Here is a 22,012-nt window from a genome sequence, read left to right as displayed (position 1 = left end):
ATTAAAATGCTATTTCTTCTCTTTCATCTTCACCTAAATTGGTGTTTGATTCTGATTTATTTTCTAGCTTTGGTGCGATTTCAGCTATTGTTGGCAACTCAAACAAACTGGCTACATTTAATCGGTTAGGAAAACTATTTTTGAGCCTAGATATAACTTGAACAGCTATTAAAGAATCTCCACCTAATTCAAAAAAATTATCATGAATTCCTACTTGTTTAATTCCTAATAAATCTTGCCAGACATCAGCAACTTTTTGCTCAATTGCATTACGAGGAGCTATATAAGAGTTGGGCAAGTTAGGTCTTGAATGGAGTGCAGATAATTTTTCTGTCTGAGAAATATCTTGCTTAATTGGCAAGGAAATTTCTGATTGCCGTTCGGTTTCTTTTTGCCCAGATTTTGTACTAAATGCAGCTGATGCAGAAGCAACAGCCATAATAATTTGATGCTCAATTGCTTCAGTTTCAGGAAAAGCAGCAAATTGTACAAAATCTTGAGTGCGTAGTGCTTCAAACCACTGGTTTTTGAGGATAAAAGGCTGACCTGGGTTACGTCTTTTATCATCTAAAGGTTTTAAAAGCAGACCCCAACTAATATCAAAATCTATTTTCGGCTGAGTGATTTCCCACAGTAATAAAAAGCCACCAGGAGCTAATAAAGAGCGTACATGCTGGAGTGTTTGAGCTATGTTGCGAGTTGCGTGCAACACATTAGAAGCTAATACTACATCAAAGCTATACTTTTCAAATCCTTGCTGAGTTGGTGAGTTGTCTATATCTAGTAATCGATATTCAACAAATGGATAGTCCTTAAATTTCTCTTGGGCTTGAGTTAGGAAACCGCTACCAATATCAGTAAAAGTATAGTTGGTTTGTTGGGGCGGTAACACAGGTAATAATGCTTGGGTAGATACACCAGTACCTGCACCGATTTCTAGAACTCTTAGCTGAACAGATGATGGCAATGATTTAACTACCTGTTCTAAGCTTGAGCGCAAGATAGAGTTGTAGTAACTAATTAAGGGAGATTCTGAATATGAACCTGTATTTTCTTTTTTGTAAACCAGTTCATTGAAAATTTCCAATGGTTCTTGTTCACCAACAACAATAGCAGCTAAATTTTCCCCACAGCGTTGTACTAAATCTAAATCTACTAAAGATGAAGCAGCAAACCTCGCTCTAACTTCTGCTAAATGTTCATTAATATAATCTTGTGAACATGGTACAAACCCAGTAAATAATTCCTCATGTAGCTGTAGTTGTCCTTGCTCAACTAATATTTGCAACCACCTAGAAATCAATTGTTGATAGCGCGGAGAAATATGGCATTGTGCCACTAAATTTTCTAAAGAATCCTTTTGTTTAGGATTGCTAAAAACTCCTAATTGTTGAAATGCAGAGTTTATGTAGGCTGTACATAAACGATCCAACCACTGTCTATTCTCGTGATATGTTAACTCGTCAAGTTCTGCATTTCTCAAACTTGCTTGCTTTTGACCTGCTTGTGTAAGCAGTGTCCACAATTGTGATGTTGGGGGTATGTTTTGCAACTGTCCAGCAGCCGCTTTTTGTGGGGGGTCAATCCAATAGCGATCGCGCTCAAAGGGATAAGTTGGTAAGGGAAGACGATAATACTCATCCTGGCTATAGAATCCGAACCAATCTACCTTGACCCCAGCCAGCCATAGTTGACCTAATGTATTGATTAAAACACGACTATCAGATTGCTTTTCTTTAGGATGGCGTACCGAACTCAAGACTGTTTGTGTGGCGGCTTTGTCTGGATGTCTCTTAGCTAATGTAGCTAGTGTGTGTCCTGGCCCTACTTCTAGTAAGACTTGTTCAGGTGTTGCCAATAATTTCTCTACACCAGAGGCAAACAGCACTGTAGAACGTAGATGTTGAGCATAATATTCAGGATTTATGGCTTGGCTGACTGTAATCCAAGTACCAGTCAGGTTGGAGATATAAGGAAGTTGTGGAGGATTTAAATTAACTTCTTTAACTCGCTCTGTAAATGCCTCTAAAATTGGCTCCATCATCTGCGAATGGAAAGCGTGGGAAGTATGCAGACGACGGCATTCAATACCTTGAGCAGCCAGCTGATTTTGTAGTGCGTCTACTGCGGCTGTGGAACCGGAAACTACACATTGCGATCGCTGATTAATCGCAGCTACAGAAAGTTCTGTACCTAATAGGGATTGTACCTTGTCTGCGGGTAAGGGAACAGAAAGCATTGCTCCAGTGGGAAGCTGCTGCATCAACTGTCCGCGTGCTGCTACCAAAGTTAAGGCATCTTCTAAAGAGAAAACTTCTGCGAGAGTTGCTGCTACATACTCGCCAATACTGTGACCGATCGCAGCTTGTGGCTGCACTCCCCATGACTGCCATAATTGAGCTAAGGCGTATTCAATTACAAAAATAGCAGGTTGAGCAATTCCCGTTTGTTGGAGTTGTTTTGCGGCTTCATCAATATTTTCTTCATTAGGATACAGAATATGGCGTAAATCTAGCTCTAGTAAGGGTTTAAGAAAATCTGAGCAATAATCAACTTGTTCTTTAAATACTGCCTCGGTTTCATAAATTTCCCGCGCCATATTGATATACTGAGAACCTTGACCAGGAAACATAAAGACCACAGGGCGTTCTGTAATCTCTGTATAGTTAGTAAATACTTGTTTTGACTCTAGACTTTGAACAGCATCTTCTAAGTCTTGACAAACTAACATCCGTCGGTGATTAAAACCCCGGCGACCACTATTAAGGGTATAAGCAACATTCCCCAAGTCAAGCTCAGGATGCTCTTGTAAATGCTTATTTAAATTAGCTGTCGCCTTCTCAAGCGCACTCGCAGTCTTAGCCGACAAACACAACAGAACATCTTTACTGTTAACTGTTGACTGCGCTGCACTGAGCTTGTCGAAGTGTTGACTGTTAACTGATATTGCTTCTTCTAAAATCACATGAGCATTAGTACCACCCATACCAAAGGAACTAACACCAGCACGGCGAGGAATATTGTTATTTGTTTTCCATTCCTTTAGTGTTGTATTGACATAAAAAGGACTGTTAGCAAAATCGATTTTGGAGTTAGGTGTCTCGAAGTGCAAGCTCGGAGGCAGCATTTTATTTTGCAGTGCTAATACAGTTTTAATTAAACCTGCGACACCTGCGGCTGTATCCAAATGTCCTAAGTTACTTTTGAGCGAACCAACAGCACAGAAACCTTTTTTATCTGTAGTTTGCCTAAAAGCTTGAGTTAAAGCTGCAATTTCAATCGGATCTCCTAAAGGTGTAGCTGTACCATGAGCTTCGATGTAAGAAATTGTTTCGGCATCGACACCAGCTATAGCTTGAGCTTCACCAATTACGGCGGCTTGACCGCTTACACTAGGTGCAGTGTAGCCGACTTTCATTGCACCATCGTTATTAATAGCCGAGCCTTTAATGATGGCATGAATGTAGTCGTGATCGCTTATCGCATCCTTCAATCTTTTCAATACCACAATCCCAGCACCGCTACCAGCAATTGTGCCTTGTGCTTTGGCATCAAAAGCGCGGCAGTGTCCATCAGGAGAAAGAATCATTCCTTCTTGATACAAATAGCCTACTTTTTGGGGAATGCTAAGACTAACTCCACCAGCTAAAGCTATGTCACATTCACCATTTAAAAGACTTTGACAAGCTAAATGAACAGCAACCAAAGAAGTAGAACAGGCTGTTTGTACATTTACTGCGGGGCCAGTCAAGTCGAGTTTATATGCAACTCGTGTAGGTAAAAAATCTTTATCGTTGGAGAATCCTAACTGGAGAGGGTCAACTGTTTCTAATAATTGATGATTAGGGTAGAGGTTGTTGAGTAAATACCTACTCATCCCAACGCCACCATAAACCCCGATTAAACCATTGTAAGTTTGCGGGTCATAACCAGCTTTTTCTATCGCTTCCCAAGCCAATTCTAAAAATAGGCGTTGTTGAGGATCTATTAACTCAGCTTCTTTGGCACTATAAGCAAAGAAATTTGCATCAAACAATTCAATGTTTGATAGAACAGCACTAGCTTTTACATAATTAGGATTATTCAGTAAATCAGCAGAAACGCCAGAATTTATCAATTCTGCATCTGTTAGCCAGGAAATAGATTCTACACCATCTCTTAAATTCTGCCAAAATGATTCAATATCTTTTGCGCCTGGAAATCTACCAGCAACAGCAATAATTGCTAGTTCAGAACCGTTAAAATCATTATTGTTATGTTCTAAATCTACTGTCATTTTCCACCTTTTTGCTGAGAACGGTATTGCTGTCTGGATTGTAATTGCTTGCTCTTTAATGTTTTAATTTCGCTATGAGCTTGAGAACGATAAGTATTTTGTTTTATTGTATTTTCTTTAGACAATTTGGTATTTAAATATTGGCTCAAACTATGTACTGTTGGGTAATTAAACATATCAACTATTGACAGTTCTGCCCCAAATTCTTCTTGTAATTGCTGATTGATTTTTACTAGTAATAACGAATGCCCTCCTAGCTCGAAGAAGTTATTGTAAATTCCTACTTTTTCTACTGCTAATGCTTTTTGCCAAATGCCAGCAATAATTCTTTCTACTTCTGTATTTGGCATTACATAATCTGATGGTTGATGTAAATCTGGGTCAGGCAAAGCGCGACGGTCTACTTTACCGTTGGGTGTCAGGGGTAAGGATTCCAATATCACAAAAGCAGCTGGAACCATGTACAGTGGCAGCTTATCTGTAAGGAACTGCCGCAATTCATCTGTTGTGAGTTTTACATCTTTTTGTAGCACTACATAAGCAACTAAACGCTTGTTATCACCAGTTCCCTTGTGAGCAATAACACAACAGTTCTGCACATCACTATGCTGTGCCAAGAGACTTTCTATTTCTGCCAACTCGATGCGGAAGCCCCGAATTTTTACTTGATGATCGATGCGCTCTAAGTATTCGATATTGCCATTAGGTAAGTAACGGGCTAAATCTCCAGTTTTATAGAGGCGACCAGAACCAAACGGGTTGTTGATAAATTTTTCTTGAGTCAGTTCTGGACGGTTGAGGTAGCCTCTGGCTAACCCTACACCACCAATATGTAGTTCTCCTGGGACACCCACAGGTACAGGCTGTAAATTTTCATCTAAGATGTAGACCTGTGTATTGGCGATCGCTTTACCAATATTTATTTTCTCATCATCAGTGCATTTGGCGATCGTCGCACAGACAGTAGCTTCGGTTGGCCCGTAAGCGTTGAAGAAGTTTCTGCCAACAGACCATTGCTTAATTAATTCCGCAGCACAAGCTTCTCCAGCGACAATAATTGTTTGCAGTGTCGGCAGTTCTTCTTGTGGCATAACTGCTAACGCCGATGGTGGTAGAGTGATATGGGTAATGCCATAATTTCTTAGTAGCTCAATTAACGGCTTCCCTGGTAATAAAGAGTCTTTTGTTCCCAAATAAAGCGTTCCCCCTGAGCCAAAAGCCATAACAATTTCCCAAATAGAAGCATCAAAACTGAAGGAAGCAAACTGGAGAACGCGACTATTTGAAGTTAAGCCAAACGTTTGAATTTGAGCTTGAGCTAAGTTACATAGTCCTTTATGCTCAACCATGACACCTTTAGGTCTACCTGTTGAGCCAGAGGTGTATATCAAGTTAGCTAAATGAAAGGCTTTTACTCCACTGCTGGGGTTATCTTGATGATTTTGGGCAATTTGTTCCCAAGTTTCATCTAAACAGACAAGTTTTGCTTGATGTTTAGGCAACCTCTCAATTAGATGCTGTTGAGTTAGCAGCACTGAAACTTGAGCATCTTCTAGCATGAAACTCAAGCGTTCAATTGGATACTCTGGGTCAAGTGGTAAATACGCACCACCTGCTTTGAGAATCCCCAACAGCCCAACCACCATATCTAAAGAACGCTCTACACAAAGACCCACCAGCACATCTGGTTTTACACCTAATGAACGCAAGTAATAAGCTAATTGGTTAGCACGACAATTTAATTGGTGGTAAGTCAGTTGTTGATTGCCAAAAACTACAGCTACAGCATCCGGTGTTTTTTCAACCTGCTCCTCAAACAACTGATGGATACATTTATCCTGGGGATAGTCTGCTTGAGTATTGTTCCATTCAACGAGTAACTGCTGTTGCTCAACTGCTGTCAATAGAGGCAATTGAGAAATCTTCTCCTCTGGGTTAGCAATAATACCTTCAAGCAAGGTGACAAAATGACCAGTCATGCGCTCAATGGTACTAGCATCAAACAAGTCAGTGTTGTAATCCCACACTCCTACTAGTCCATTTTCAGTGTTCTGCACAATCAACGTTAAATCAAACTTCGTGCTTGTACTTTTTACCTTGAGTGGACTGACAGTTATCCCAGTTAACTCTACTTGAGAATTGGGAGCATTCTGGAGGACAAACATTACCTGAAAAAGTGGTGTATGGCTGAGATTTCGTTCTGGCTGCAATGCTTCCACCAGCATTTCAAAAGGTAAGTTCTGATGAGAGTATGCTGCCAAAGCGATTTCTCGAACACGACTTAATAGTTCACTAAAACTGGGGTTGCCTGACAAATCGCTACGCATAACTAAGGTATTGACAAAAAAGCCAATTAACCCTTCTATCTCAGAGCGATCGCGGTTAGCAACAGGAGACCCTACCAAAATATCTGATTGCCCTGTGTAGCGGTAAAGTAAGGTATCAAACACTGCTAGCAGCGTCATAAACAGAGTACAACCTTGCTCCTGGCTGAGTTGTACCAACCTATCAGTTAACTGGGCTGACAGTGAAAACTCGTGATATGCCCCAGAGAAAGTTTGCACAGCAGGTCTAGGTCTGTCTGTAGGCAGGGGCAATAAAGCTGGTGCATCTTTTAGTTGTTGTTGCCAATAATTCAGTTGGCTTTGTAATACATCGCCTTGCAACCACTGTCTTTGCCAAATGGCGAAATCTGCATATTGAATGGGTAATGGTGCTAACGATGGAGATTGACCTTGAGAATAACCGTTGTACAGTGCCGCTAGTTCTTGCACAAACACATCCATTGACCAGCCATCAAAGACAATGTGATGTATACAAACTAATAAGGCGTGTTCTATCTCGGACAAAATTACCAACGTTACCCTGACTAATGCTTCAGTTGCCAGGTTAAAGGGTTGTTGCGCTTGTTGTTGCGCTAATTGATGCAAAGCAGTTTCTTGTTCGGTTGTGGGTAAATGCTTTAAATCAACAACAGATACTAATCCCTGTTTCCTGTCCCCTATAACCTGAGTTGCTTGTCCATCAACTGTGACGAAGTTTGTACGTAAAGCTTCGTGGCGGTAAATAATTTCTTCTAAGCTTTGTTCTAAAGCTGCAACTTGTAGAGTTCCAACTAGACGTAAAGCTAAGGGTATGTTGTAGAAGGAACTATTGGGGTTGAGTTTGTCTAAAAACCATAGCCGTGTTTGGGCATAAGACAGCGGTAATTCTGCATCTTTTGCCCGCCTTAAAATAGCTGATGCTTTCAGTTGTGAGCTTTGTTGCTGCAACTGTTGAATTTTTTGAGACAATTGGGCAACTGTGGGTGCAGCGAACAAGCTACGCAATGGTAGTTCTACTTTCAAGCTGGTACGCACGCGGGAGATGAGTTGCGTTGCTAGTAACGAGTGTCCTCCCAATTCAAAAAAGTTATCATCTATGCCAACTTGCTCTACTTTCAGAACTTGCGCCCAAATTAGCGAGAGGATTTCTTCGATTGGGTTACGAGGGGCAACATATTTGTCTGATAATTGACTGTGTAAATCAGGTGCAGGTAAAGCGCGACGGTCTAGCTTACCGCTGGGCGTAAGTGGTAAAGCTTCTAAAATGACTATTGCACTTGGCACCATATACTCTGGTAACTTTTCCCTGAGGAAGCTACGCAGTTCGCTAACTGTGATTATCTGCTGTTTTTGCGGAACAACATAAGCGACTAAGCGTTTGCTTCCAGGAATCTCTTCGCGGGCAATGACACAAGCTACCTGCACATGAGGATATTGACTCAGGACTGTTTCGATTTCGCCCAATTCAATCCGAAAACCACGTATTTTTACTTGATTATCAATACGTTCTATGTATTCTATATTGCCATTGGGTAAATAGCGCGCCTTATCCCCAGTTTTATATAATCTACTACCTCCAACCTTGTCAAACGGATTAGGGATGAATCTCTCTTTTGTTAACTCTGGACGGTTGAAGTAGCCAGGGGCTAAAAGCACACCACCAATATGCAATTCTCCTGGTACACCAACGGGTACAGGTTGCAAAAACTTGTCTAGGATGTAAATTTGCGCGTTGGCAATGGGACGACCAATGGGAGGAATTAACGGCCAAGTTTCTACTGAATTATTTAGAGTAAAACAAGTGGCTAAATGGCTCTCTGATGGGCCGTAATGATTGTGCAAAGTACAATCAGTTAGTTTGTTTAACCACCGAGAAATAGCCGGAGTAATTTGCAACTTTTCCCCAGCCGTAATAATTTCTCTCAAATGACTATTAACTAATTCACTACTAACAGCAACTTCTGCTAATTGCTGTAAGGCAACAAAGGGAACAAAGAGTCTCTCAACAGCTTTTTGTTGGAGAAAACCTAACAAAGCTAAGGCATCGCGGCGTAATTCTTCGCTGATTAAGAATAATGTGCCTCCAGAACACCAAGTAGTAAATATTTCTTGAAAGGAAACATCAAAGTTAATTGAAGCAAATTGCAGGGTTTTTGCTGCACGAGCTATTTTCAGATTTTCCCCATGCCATAAGATCAGATTGCACAAGGCAAGCTGATTCATCGCTATACCCTTGGGTTGGCCTGTAGAACCAGAAGTATAAATTATATAAACTAAGTTATTAGGTTGTACGCCGGAGATGAGATTGTCCTGGCTGAACTGGGAAATTACTCCAGCGTCAGTATCTAAGCAGACAAGTTTTGCTTGATGCTGGGGCAGTCTATCAAGGATTGACTGTTGGGTAAGTAATACTGAAATTTGAGCATCTTCTAAAATCAAGCTCAAACGTTCAGTCGGATACTCAGGGTCAAGTGGCGCATAAGCCCCACCAGCTTTGAGAATCCCTAGTAGTCCGATGACCATCTCTAAAGAACGCTCGACACAAAGACCCACCAGCACATCTGGTTTTACACCCAAAGACCGCAAGTAATGCGCCAAAGAGTTAGCACGGCAGTTTAATTCATAGTATGTTAATTTTTTATCTTCAAACTCCACTGCCACAGCATTGGGTGTAAGTTCCACCTGATCTTCAAACAACTGATGGATGGACTTATGAAGCGGATAATCTACGTCTGTATCATTCCACTCGACAAGTAATTTTTGTTGTTCTGGTTGTGTCAGTAGTGGCAATTGTGAAATTTGCTGTTGCGGGTTAGCAATAATACCTTCAAGCAAGGTGACAAAATGACCAGTCATTCGCTCAATGGTACTAGCATCAAACAAGTCAGTATTATATTCCCAAATTCCTACCAGCCCAGTGGCAGTGTTGTACATGATTAAAGTTAAATCAAACCTGGCGTTTGTGCCTTTCATGGGGAATGAACTGACAGTTAGCCCACTCAGTTCTACTCCAGATATGGGCGCATTCTGGAGAGCAAACATTACCTGAAATAGTGGTGTGTGGCTCAGATCCCGTTCTGGCTGCAATGCTTCTACCAGCATTTCAAATGGCAAGTTCTGGTGGGCGTAGGCATCCATCGCCATGAACCGCACCCGACCGAGTAATTCACTAAAACTAGGATTGCCTGCTAAGTTAGAACGCATAACTAAGGTATTGACAAAAAAGCCAATTAACCCTTCTATCTCAGAGCGATCGCGGTTAGCAATTGGCGAACCTACCAAAATATCTTCCTGCCCTGTGTAGCGATAAAGCAGGGTATCATAAGCAGCTAACAGCGTCATAAACAAAGTACAACCTTGTTCTTGGCTGAGTTTTACCAATCTATCAGTTAACTCGGCTGAGAGTGCAAACTCGTGATATGCGCCGTTGTCGGTCTGTACAGCAGGTCTGGGTCGGTCTGTGGGTAGCGACAATAAAGCTGGTGCATCTTTTAGTTGTTGTTGCCAGTACGAGAGTTGATTTTGCAGTACATCACCTTGCAACCACTGTCTTTGCCAAATGGCGAAATCTGCATACTGAATTGGCAGTGGTGTTAAAGGTGACGGTTGACCTTGAGAATAAGCATTGTACAGTGCCGCTAACTCTTGAACAAACACACCTATTGACCAACCATCAGACACGATGTGGTGCATACACAGTAACAAAACCTGTTCTGTTGGTGACAGAATCAATAATGTTGCCCTAACTAATGCTTCATCTGCCAGATCAAACGGTTGAATAGCTAGCTGTTTCGCTAATTGCTGTGTGGCGATTTCTTGTTCGCTACTTGGCAGATGTTGCAACTCAACAATTGATACTGTCCAATTCGTCTGTTTGTGAATGATTTGAGTTGGTTTTCCATCAACTGCGATGAAGTTGGTGCGTAAAGCTTCGTGACGAGCAATTATTTCTTGTAAGCTTTGTTCTAAGACAGGTATATTTAACGTTCCTACAAGACGCAACGCTGTAGGGATATTGTAGAAGGCGCTGTTTGGGTTTAACTGGTCTAAAAACCATAAACGCTGTTGAGCAAAGGACAGTAATAAATCTGCGTTCTCTGCCCGCCTGAAGATAGGTGCTGTAGAAAATTCTGAGTCTTGTTGCTGCAATTGCCCAATCAGATGTGCTAATTCGGCTACTGTAGCTGCGGCAAACAACTCACGCAATGGCAATTCTACTTTGAAAACATTGCGGATGCGTGAAAGCAATTGCGTTGCTAATAGGGAATGTCCACCAAGTTCAAAGAAGTTATCATGAATCCCCACTTGCTCTACTTTGAGGACTTGCGACCAAATTTGTGTCAGCATCTCCTCGATGGGAGTGCGTGGTGCGACATACTTTTCTAGCCGTGTGTCGTCTAACTCTGGTTTGGGCAGGGCGCGGCGGTCTACTTTGCCGTTGGGAGTCAAGGGTAGGGATTCCAGAAGTACTAGAGCACTTGGAATCATATACTCTGGAAGTTTTTCCTTGAGATACTGCCGCAGTTGGTTGATAGTAAGTGATTCAGCACTCTTGACTACATAAGCAACTAAACGTTTGTCCCCTGGTTCATCTTCTCGAACTACTACTACGCTTTCCCACACATCTGGGTGAGAAGTGAGTAATGCCTCAATTTCTCCCAATTCAATGCGAAAACCGCGAATTTTTACTTGGTTATCTATGCGTCCCAAATACTCTAACTCGCCGTTGGGCAAATAACGTGCCTTATCTCCTGTTTTGTATAAGTGCTGAGGAGCCACTGCGTTGCGGGGGCTCCCCCCGTTGTAGCAAGTGGCGTTGCTGAGGAGCCACTGCGTTGCGGGGGTTCCCCCCGTTGTAGCAAGTGGCGTTGCTGAGGAGCCACTGCGTTGCGGGGGTTCCCCCAGCAAGTGGCGTTGCTGAGTATACTTTTCTCTTTTGCCTTCTGCCTCCTCAAAAGGATGAGGGATAAACCGTTGTTGGGTCAGTTCCAGACGGTTGAGATAACCACGTGCTACTCCAGCACCACCAACATACATTTCACCCGGAACACCAATCGGTACTGGCTGAAGATGTTCATCTAGCACATATACTTGTAAATCGGGTATCGGGCGACCGATGACACTGGCTGTGCTTTGCAAATCTGCTTTGCTCAATGGGCGATAGGTGACGTGTACGGTGGTTTCGGTAATCCCGTACATATTCACCAGTTGGGGCTGCTGGTCGCCATGTCGCTCAAACCAAGGCTGTAAACTCGAAAGTTCTAAGGCTTCCCCACCGAAAATTACTAGGCGTAAGTTTAACTCGCCAGTAGTTGTCATTGACTGTTCGGCTTGAATTAATTGGCGGAAGGCTGAAGGAGTTTGATTGAGAACTGTAACTTTCTCTTGTACTAATAGCTGGTAGAAAGATTCAGGCGATCGCGTCACTAAATACGGTACTACTACCAGTCGCCCACCATACAGCAATGCACCCCAAATTTCCCATACGGAGAAGTCAAAGGCGTAAGAGTGGAACATTGTCCACACATCATCTTGATTTAATTTATACCAAGCTTCCGTGGCTGCAAATAGACGAGTTACATTACTGTGATTAACTAAAACGCCTTTAGGCTTACCTGTGGAACCTGAAGTGTAAATAACATAAGCCAGATTATCGGGTGTAGCGGTGTTTTCTGGGTTTGATTCGCTGTTTTGAGCTATTTTTTCCCAATCGGTATCTAAGCAAACAACACGCACTTGATGTTTAGGTAGAGATTCTATTAATCGCTGTTGGGTTAATAGCACCGAAAGTTGAGCATCTTCTAGCATAAAGCTCAACCGCTCTTGGGGGTAGTCTGGATCGAGTGGTACATAAGCTCCACCTGCCTTGAGAATCCCCAAAAATCCTACAATCATTTCTAGCGATCGCTCTACACACAAACCGACCAGCACATCGGCTTTTACGCCTAAAGACTTGAGGTATTGTGCCAAAGAGTTAGCGCGAGTATTTAACTGCTGATAAGTCAGTTGTTGATTACCAAATACTACAGCTACAGCATCAGGTGTGCGCCGAACCTGTTCTTCAAACAATTGATGAATACATTTATCAGAAGAATAGTCTATTTGAGTGTTGTTCCATTCCACCAACAGTTGATGACGTTCTGCTGTGGTTAAAAGTGGTAATTGAGCAACTCGCGAGTTGGGGTTGGTAACAATGGCTTGGAGTAAAGTTTGAAAATTTTGCGCTATGCGGGTAATTGTAGTCGCATCAAATAAATCAGCACTGTAATACCAAACCCCCTCCAAACCTTCGGAAGTTTCGCAGTAGTTCACTTCCAGGTCAAATTTGACCATTTCATCAATTGGCAAAGAGATGTTCTCGATAGTTAAACCAGGCAAATCACCAAAAGACAGTGAAGCATCTTGGAGGGCAAACATCACCTGTACTAAAGGATTACGGCTCAAATCTCGCTCTGGCTGTAACCTTTCTACCAACATCTCAAAAGGTAAATCCTGGTGGGCGTATGCTGACAAAGTTGTCTGCCGCACTTGTGCTAGGAAGTCGGCAAAGCTGGGGTTGCCAGAGATATCGCCCCTTAATGCTAAGGTATTGGCAAAAAACCCCATAATCTGCTCGACTTGGGAGTTATTGCGGTTAGCGATGGGGGAGCCGACAATAATATCTGACTGACCGCTATAACGAGAAATTAACACCAAAAATGCAGCCAGTAGAGTCATATATAACGTTGCGTCTGACTCTTGGCTCAACTGTTTGAGGCGTTGCGTCAGGTCACGGTCTAGTTGAAAACGCCCAATTCCACCCCGGAAGGACTGAACTGGAGGCCGTGGTTTATCAGTAGGCAATTCTAGTACACCAGATACACCAGCTAACTGCTTTTGCCAGTAAGCTAGTTGGCGTTCTAAAACTTCACCTGTCAGCCATTGGCGTTGCCAAACTGCAAAGTCTGCGTACTGTATGGGTAATTCTGGTAGTGGGTTAGGTAATCCTTGAATGAAAGCTGTATATAGCCCAGATAACTCACTGAAGAAGATGTTCAAAGACCAGCCATCATAGATAATGTGGTGCATCTTCAACAGCAGTATATGCTCCTGTTCACTCAGTTGGAGTAAGGTGAATTGTACTAACGGCCCAACAGCCAAATCGAAAGCCTGGGATGCCACAGATTTCGCTATTTGTTGAATCTGGTCAGTTTGCTGGGGCGCTGACAACCCCTGCAAATTATGAATGGGCAAAGTTAAGGCAGAAGGGGGAGCAATAACTTGGACGGGTTTTCCATCAACTGCGGGAAAAGTAGTTCTTAATACCTCGTGGCGACGAATAATTTCACTTAAGCTCTGCTCTAGTGCAACTATATTCAATGACCCATTCAGTCGCAGAATGAGCAGCACATTGTAAGAACGGCTGTCTGGTGAAAACTGGTGCAAAAACCAGAGTCGTTGCTGGGCAAAAGATAGAGGTAGTTCGCCGTCTCGTGGTACTGCTTTAATCGGCAACTGATGAGCAGCTTTAACTTGCTTTGCTTGTTGTAAAAATAGCAGAATTTCTGTTTTGCGATCGCCTATTTGCTGACGTAGTGTTGAAGTTAAAGCCTCTTCCGGCGCATAACAATTCAAATCATCACCATCAGCCTCTAGGTAAATACTCAAGCTTGCTAGATGACGAAGAAATTCAACAGTGCTGTTAGCCTTGATCATAACTTCACCACCTTGCTACTCACTTTTTTAATTGATAAATCTTGTGTGACTAAATTAAATACTTCTATATAGTTTGCTATCCCAGCTACGGTAGGAGACTCAAACATCATCTGTACAGATAAATTAAGCCCAAAAGCTGAGTTAATCCGTGAGATTGCTTGAGTAGCTAGTAGAGAATGTCCACCCAAGCTAAAGAAATTATCATGAATGCCTACTTGCTCTAACTTCAGCACTTGAGACCAAATCAGTGCTATTTTTTCCTCAATGGGTGTACGCGCAGCGACATATTTTTCTAGAATTATGCTGTCTAAATCTGGTTTTGGTAAAGCACGGCGGTCTATTTTCCCATTAGGATTTAGTGGCAAAGACTCCAAGCTCACAAAAGCATTAGGAACCATGTAATCTGGTAGCTTTGCCTTGAGGAATTGCCGTAGTTCGTCCATTGTAGGTGTACATTCTTGGTGTGCTACCACGTAGGCGACTAAACGTTTATCTCCAGGGATATCTTCACGCATAATCACACAACATACCTGCACATCACTATATTGGCTGAGAACTGTTTCTATTTCGCTCAACTCAATCCGAAAACCACGTATTTTTACTTGATTGTCGATGCGTCCAATATATTCAATATTGCCATCCGGTAAATAGCGTACTAAATCCCCAGTTTTGTAAAGGCGTTCAATTTGATTAAATAATTCAATTTCAATAAATTTTTCGGCAGTAATTTCAGGTCGATGAAAATAACCTTTTGCTAGCCCAGCACCACCAATATGTAGTTCTCCGGGTACACCTACAGGTACGGGCTGTAGTTGGGAATCTAGCACATAAATTTGAGTATTAGAAATTGGTCGTCCGATGGGAATAGTTGTTGCGCTTTGTGGAACATCCTCAACCAAGTAGTAAGAACTAAATGTGGTGTTCTCTGTCGGTCCATAAACATGAAGTAGTCTCTGCGGCGCACCATTTTTGATGACTTGTTTCACCCATTTAGGATCTACAGCCTCGCCACCAAATAGCAGATACCGTAGTGAATTGAAAGCCGAAGGGACTTCTTGGGCAATTTGATTGAATAAAGCAGTTGTTAAGAATAAGACACTGATATTTTGGGCTTGGAGAAATGCTGCAAAATTCTGGGGTGAAAGTGCTAAATCTTTGCTCACCCCAACTAACCGCGCTCCATTTAGTAAGGCTCCCCAAATTTCAAAAGTTGCCGCATCGAAGGCACAATTGGAAGCTTGAGCAATAATATCTTTTGGTTCTATGTTGATGTAATTTGTGTTCTTCACCAAGCGGTTCACGGCTCGATGATTCACGGCTACGCCTTTGGGTTTCCCGGTTGAACCTGAAGTGTAGATGACATAAGCGAGGTTATCAGGTTTTACTTGGGCTGTGGGGTTTTGTTTGCTGAAAAGAGCGATCGCCTCTGCATCGGTATCAAAACAAACAACACTCGCTTGGTGTATGGGGGTAGCATTAGCTAATTTCTGGGTTGTCAAAAGCACCGATAGCCCAGTGTCTTCAAGCATAAAGCGCAAACGTTCTTGGGGATACTCTGGGTCTAGTGGCACGTAAGCCCCACCCGCCTTGAGAATACCCAGTACGCCCACAATCATTTCTAAGGAACGCTCTACACAAATCCCCACCAGTACATCGGCTTTCACACCCAATGAGCGTAAGTAATGCGCTAATTGATTAGCTTGGTCATTCAATTGTTTATAAGTCAGTTGTTGATTACCAAACACCACAGCTACAGCATCGGGGTTGCGCTGCACCTGCTCTTCAAACAACTGATGGATAGATTTATCTTGGGGATAGTCTGTTTGGGTGTTGTTCCATTCCACCAACAATTGATGATGTTCTGACTGGGTTAGCAGAGATAATTCGCTAACTCTCTGATTGGGATTGCTAACTATTGCTTCTAACAAAGTCTGGAAATGACCAGTCATCCTCGCAATTGTATCTGCCTCAAACAGATCGCTGTTATATTCCCACGACCCAATTAATCCCGTTTGTGTCTGCCACATCGAGAGGCTCAAATCAAATTGAGATGTACCTCGTTCTACCATCTCTGGAGTCAGACTAATATCAGGTAACTCTAAAGTATCGAGGGAAAAGTTCTCTAAAACAAACACCACTTGAAACAAAGGGTTGTAGCCTAGAGAACGTTCTGGCTGTAGTGCTTCTACCACTTGCTCAAATGGTACGTCTTGGTGTGCGTGAGCATCCCAAACAACAGAACGGACTTGTTGCAGAAATTGAGAGAAACTCGGATTATCTTCGATTTGAGTACGCAACACCAAAGTATTGACAAAACAGCCAATTAACCCTTCAATTTCTTGACGATTGCGGTTAGCAAAAGGCGAACCAATACAAATATCATCTACACCGCTATAGCGATTGAGTAACACTGCATAAGCAGCCAGCAGGGTCATAAATAAAGTGACACCTGACTGTTGACTAAGCCTTAATAATTGAGAGGTTAAATGCTCTGTTAGTTGAAATCGAATGGTGCTACCAGAGAAAGTTTGCACTGGTGGACGCGGATAATCAGTTGGCAACTCTAATAAAGGTGGCGCATCGGCTAACTGTTGTTTCCAGTAATTAAGTTGTTTTTGTTGAACTTCTTGCGTTAACCACTGGCGTTGCCAAAGGGCAAAATCAGCGTATTGTATCGTTAATTCTGATAAGGGATTTGGTTCACCTTGAGTATAAGCATGATAAAGAGCTTCTAACTCTTTGAAGAATATCCCCATTGACCAACCATCAGTAATGATGTGGTGTATGGTCAAAATCAACAAGTGAGATTCTGCATCCTGTCGTAGTAGAGTGGCTCGTAATAAAGGAGCAATACCCAAGTCGAAGGGTTTGCGAACCTCTTGAGTCACTATTTGTTGCACTGAGTCTGGTGATAAACCTTGCAACTCTACTACGGGTATGGCGATGGCGCAGAGCGCCCGCTTCTCTTCGAGACGCTTCGCGAACGCTAACGCAACAGTGGGTGATATCGTCTGAAAAGGGATGCCCTCTCTCACCGTAAAGGTAGTTCGTAAAGCTTCATGACGGCGGATAATTTCGTTGATACTTTGTTCTAAGGCTGTCAGTGAGAGCTTGCCAACAATCCGCACTTGTAGACTTTCATTATAAAATGGGCTTTCCTTATCTAGTTGATAAAGAAACCACATCCTTTGTTGAGCAAAAGATAGAGGCAACTCCCCACCCCTGGCAACTGGCACTAGAGGCAAAGAGGTAGATTGTGTAGCTATTTGAGCTTCTTTGAGGAAAGCAAGAATTTCTGTTTTTCGCTCTTTGAGTTCCTGCTGGATGGCTGCTGTCATCACTCCTTTGGGAGCGCGACAGCCAAGTTGATCTCCGTCAATCCAGATTTTGACACCCTTAGTTTGCAAATTAGCTAAAAACTTTTCTATACTCATATCCTTACTTCCTCATATTCTTCTGCGATCGCCTCAATAGATGGACTTGTATCCTGAGTTACTCCTAAAATCGCCTCAATACTCTGGGCTAAAAGGGCGATCGTGGGTGCTTTAAATAATCGTTGTAGAGACAACTCAACAGAGAAATCTTGGTGTAACCGAGAAATCACTTGGCCAGCCAGCAAGGAATTTCCTCCTAACTCAAAAAAGTTGTCGTGAATGCTTAAAAGTGGTACTTTCAGAACTTCTTGCCAACATTGAGCAACTTTGAACTCTATCTCGTTGCGTGGTTCTATTCGCTCTCTATTTTCCTGAGTGCTAATTCTCTTAATTAGGCTGGCGCGATCTATTTCACCATTTTCTAGACAAGGCATTTCGGGTAGTTGTACTAATTTGCAGGTGCAAGAAGTTCCAAAGCGATCTTGCACTTGCAAGTTTGGTAATTGCACAACCTCATTACTAGCAGTAGTGAAATATGCAGTTAACTTCTGTAAATTAAAGGCTTGAGATTGCCAACGTTGAATGTTTTGGTTGCGACCATCCAAACCTATCAATAGATGCGTTTGCTGATGTTGTAAGCTGGCAAGCATCGAAGATATTGCCTGGGAAACAGACATCACATAAAAACCTTTGGCGCGAATCAGATTCTTCATCTGATATCCTTGGCTCATTCCTGTCTCATCCCACATACTCCAACTGAAACAATAGCTTGTTAATTCACTGTAGGAATTTTGGTAATGAGAAAAGCAGTCTAGAAAACTATTAGCAGCCGCATAAGCTCCAACAGCAGTGCTACCAAAAAAACCATGTGCCGAAGAAAAGTTGATAAAAATACTGCCCTTGATATCTTTTACCAGTTGATGTAATGCCCAAGTCCCTAACACCTTGGGATGCAGTATTTCTGTTAATTTTTCCTGAGTTTCTTCCAGTACAAGTTGTTCGTGAAAATTTCCAGCTAAATGAAGTATTCCATCTAGATTTTTACCCCATTTGGATTGGGCTTTTTTAACTATTGTTCGTAACTGTTTCAAATCACAAATATCCACAGCTTCGTAAAATATCTCTCCTCCAAGCTGTTTTAATTCTTGATAAGCTTTTAGACGTTGTGCAACAATATCACTTTTATCTGGTAAAGGAGTTCTGCCAATCAACAGTAATTTAGCTTGGTAATGTTTTAACAAATACCGCGCAATTTCAATACCTATACCACCAAGTCCCCCGGTAATTAAATAAGTTCCTCCTTGCTTGAAGGTGATTGAAGATTTAGGTGCGTTGCTCCAATCAACTTTTTCCAAACGAGGGACGAAACGCTGTCCATTTCTGTAGGCTACTTCTCGTTCTTTTGAGGAAACCTGCATCTCTTGGAAGATATAATCTCCATTTATTACAACTTCAGCGAAAGGCAAATCAATGTGGCGACAGTTCAACCAAGGTAATTCTTGAGGAATGGTTTTCAGTAGACCTAATACTGCTGATTTCTCGTAAGCTATAGGGTCATCTGCAACAATAGATTGGATATGAGAAGAAATAAATAGTAATTGAACCGAATTATCAGCACCCTGAACTTTGGCTAAAGCTTGAGTCAAGAACAATAAACTATAGATGCTATGTTCTTGTGCTTGTTCGAGAGTATCAATGCTTTTTATTTCGCCAATATATTTTTCATAAGTCCATAAATGGAGAATCTGCCCAATCATAATATTATCTGCTGCTAAGGATTCCATTAAAAGTTGGTAATCCTTAGCTGCTCCTGGAGCAATTGTGTAGTGTGAGCGATTGATTTTTTGGAAATCTTCTCCAGGTGCAACAGTTATATATGGCAGGTTCTGTTCTGACAAGATTTGACATAAATAAGACCCTAACCCACAAGAATCTAGAAATATTAGAGTGAAATTAGTAATAGTAAAATTACAAATAATAGGTTTTTTGGGCTGCCATACTTGACAGTAGAACCAGTTGGGAATGGTATTGGCATTACCCAGTAATATATCAATTCGTCTAATAATTGATTTAAACTCACCTGCATTGAAGCGCTGGCTAAGTTGCGATCGCTGAATTTTACCAATAGCAGTTTTCGGAATAATTTCTTGCTCTACTGGAATTAAATAATCTGGATTTATCCCCACTTTCTTGACAACAGCAGTGCGAATTTCTTTAAGCAGATTAACTAAACTGCCATCATCAGAAAGAGGAGTCTTGAAAAAGATAGCTAATTTATCAGTATTAATTCCTGGTTGTCTGACTGCACAGGCGGCTGTATATGAAACTTCTACATCTTTAAGTTCCTCAACCGCACCTTCAATTTCATGGCAGTAGTAGTTGAGTCCATTGATGATAATGATGTCTTTGAGTCTTCCAGTAATAGTCAAACATCCTTGATGCAGAAATCCTAAATCTCCGGTATTAAACCAGCCATCGGTGGTAAAAACTTCTTGGTTTGCCTGTGGATTCTGATAGTAACCACTAGTAACAGATGCACCTTTTACTTGCAGTCGTCCAATTGTACCTTCTAGGACTATTTGTTCATTTTCATCAACAATTCGCAATGAAGCACCAGCAATAGGAGACCCCAACTCTACAAATGAAGCATCATCAGATGATGATTCTAGGGAAAAACTATTAGAGTAAGTAATACCTGAAGCGGTTTCGCACATTCCAAAGGCTGGGTGAATCGAGTTGGTTGGTAAACCATAAGGGCGAAGCAGCTTTAAAAAATTCCTAGCTGTTTTAGTGACAATCGGCTCTCCAGCGTTGATTATAAACTTCATTGAGGATAAATTCCATTTCTGGCGATCGATATCAAAAGCCCGATATTGTTCGCGCAGCGTTCCGTAGGAAAGGTTGCCAAGGGCATCGCATATCAGGGAAAAAGCAAAGTTAGGAGCCCAACTAATAGTAGCTTGATGTTTATCAATCAAATCTAGCCACTTGAGCGGATTTTGCACAATTAAGTCAGTGGGTACATGGATTTGTTGGCAACCTATACTAACAGCCATGATGCTTAGAGATACCAATGCACCGACATGATCCAGAGGCATCCAGTTTAAAACGCTTTCCTGGCTGGAGAAATGACCCATTGCAACTAAGCCAGCTGTCATACTCAATATATTGTGATGATTTAACGTCACACACTTGGGTATGCCAGTACTTCCAGAAGTTAACAACAAAATCGCTAAATTCTCTGGCTGACTTTGATGCAATTTGAAATCCGGTTCGCACTCACGCAAATTTTCAATAGTGGCAATTTGAAAGTTTTCTAAATTTAAAAGCCGAAAAAAACCATCAATGCTGGGAGCTAAAGAAGCACTCGTCAGTACAATCGGTTTTCCTAGCATTTGCCAAGCATTGTGGAGTTTGCTTGCGGTAGTGTTGACTGGTTCGTAGGTAGGGGCGATAGATACTGGCACAGGCACAAAGCCCCCTAACACACAACCCCAAAAAGCACAGATGAAATTTTGATTATCTTCTAGTTGAAAAATTACTTTATCTTGGGGCTTGAGTCCCTGCTTTCTCAATCCCGCTAAAATTCTTTGAGCATCTTGCAATAATTCCCTATAAGACTGAACTTCCTCACTACCATCAGACTGAATGTAGATGATACCTGTAGTTGAATTTTCAGCAGTTTGTTGCAGTACTTCTTGTAAAGTTTTAGAAGTGTTTTCGGAATATTTTAGAGGTTCCCCGTGACTAATGGCTAACCTTTTCGACAAGGATGGGTTCTTATTTTCTATCTTTTGGCTAAATGTGTTCGCTTGTATATTTTGCTGACTATGTTCGGGAGTGATCTGAATATCACCTAGCAAATCCTCCAAATGCACAGGTGGAATATTTTTAACAAACGGTTCAACAACCACTGCAACACGTTCAATTTCTGAGCATGACTCTAATTGCTCCTCTGTGCGATGCATTAAGTTAGACTCAATAACTTCTAAATTAGCTAGAGCAGCTTTGTCTAACTGTCCTGTAACTGTTAGAGGTATGGTGGAAACTGGTACAAGTGCTGTGGGTATAAATTCGCTAGGCAGAATTTTTTGCAGGTGAAACAACAATTGTTCTGGTGCAAATAAACCGGATGGAACTACATAGGCAACTAGCTCCTGTGTTAGCTTTTGGGTTTGTCTCTCTATGACTGCACAATCATCTACAGTTAAGCTTGACCGGATAGCAACTTCTATTTCCCTATATATAAAATTTTTATTACTTGAATTTGATAAAAATTGGCTATTGCTATTACCTAACCGCATTAGTTTCTATATCCTTCTTAGGTTATGCTTTTTAGAAAT

The 22,012-nt window shown here is 41.8% G+C and carries 4 protein-coding genes; all 4 read right to left on the bottom strand.

What is annotated here, in order from left to right:
- Window position 1: 1 nt before the first annotated feature.
- From AACU32_RS26230 to AACU32_RS26215, 4 genes are read right to left on the bottom strand one after another with little or no spacing between them, the layout of a single operon-like run.
- Complete coding sequence (locus AACU32_RS26230; RefSeq protein WP_096604105.1) at window positions 2-4,276, bottom strand: type I polyketide synthase; 4,275 nt, start codon at window positions 4,274-4,276, stop codon at window positions 2-4.
- Window positions 4,273-14,295: a non-ribosomal peptide synthetase gene (locus AACU32_RS26225; protein WP_096604104.1), complete on the bottom strand. Its 10,023-nt coding sequence runs from the start codon at window positions 14,293-14,295 to the stop codon at window positions 4,273-4,275. The genes AACU32_RS26230 and AACU32_RS26225 overlap by 4 nt, the downstream gene beginning before the upstream one ends.
- A complete protein-coding gene (locus tag AACU32_RS26220; protein ID WP_096604103.1) occupies window positions 14,292-17,729 on the bottom strand; it encodes a non-ribosomal peptide synthetase in 3,438 nt (1,145 codons plus the stop codon). The genes AACU32_RS26225 and AACU32_RS26220 overlap by 4 nt, the downstream gene beginning before the upstream one ends.
- Complete coding sequence (locus tag AACU32_RS26215) at window positions 17,726-21,973, bottom strand: SDR family NAD(P)-dependent oxidoreductase (protein WP_096604102.1); 4,248 nt, start codon at window positions 21,971-21,973, stop codon at window positions 17,726-17,728. The genes AACU32_RS26220 and AACU32_RS26215 overlap by 4 nt, the downstream gene beginning before the upstream one ends.
- Between the last annotated feature and the right edge of the window lie 39 nt (window positions 21,974-22,012).

Origin of the sequence: Calothrix sp. NIES-2100 (assembly GCF_963875285.1) — a bacterium.
In the GTDB taxonomy this organism is placed as follows: Bacteria; Cyanobacteriota; Cyanobacteriia; order Cyanobacteriales; family Nostocaceae; genus Aulosira.
The sequence above is the reverse complement of the archived record's forward strand: the minus strand, read 5'-3'. Positions and strand labels throughout refer to the sequence as shown.